1 rRNA gene is annotated in these 508 nt (G+C 47.8%); it reads right to left on the bottom strand.

The features are described 5' to 3' along the window. Window positions 1–508: ribosomal RNA gene (locus QQK09_RS19300) — 23S ribosomal RNA — on the bottom strand; the annotation flags it as partial.

The raw sequence follows: 508 nt of genomic DNA, 5'->3' as shown, positions 1-508 counted from the left end.
CATGATTGCACTTGTTGGTATTCGGAGTTTGCATAGGGTTGGTAAGTCGGGATGACCCCCTAGCCTAAACAGTGCTCTACCCCCAACAGTGATACATGAGGCGCTACCTAAATAGCTTTCGAGGAGAACCAGCTATCTCTTGGTTTGATTGGCCTTTCACCCCCAGCCACAAGTCATCCCCTAATTTTTCAACATTAGTGGGTTCGGTCCTCCAGTTGATGTTACTCAACCTTCAACCTGCTCATGGCTAGATCACCAAGTTTCGGGTCTAATCCCAGCAACTATTCGCCCAGTTAAGACTCGGTTTCCCTACGGCTCCCCTAAACGGTTAACCTTGCTACTGAAATTAAGTCGTTGACCCATTATACAAAAGGTACGCAGTCACGGAACTAAGTCCGCTCCTACTGCTTGTACGTACACGGTTTCAGGTTCTATTTCACTCCCCTCACAGGGGTTCTTTTCGCCTTTCCCTCACGGTACTGGTTCACTATCGGTCAATTAGGAGTAT

The sequence above is a fragment of the Psychromonas marina genome, from assembly GCF_030161115.1.
Taxonomy (GTDB): domain Bacteria; phylum Pseudomonadota; class Gammaproteobacteria; order Enterobacterales; family Psychromonadaceae; genus Psychromonas; species Psychromonas marina.
The sequence above is the reverse complement of the archived record's forward strand: the minus strand, read 5'-3'. Positions and strand labels throughout refer to the sequence as shown.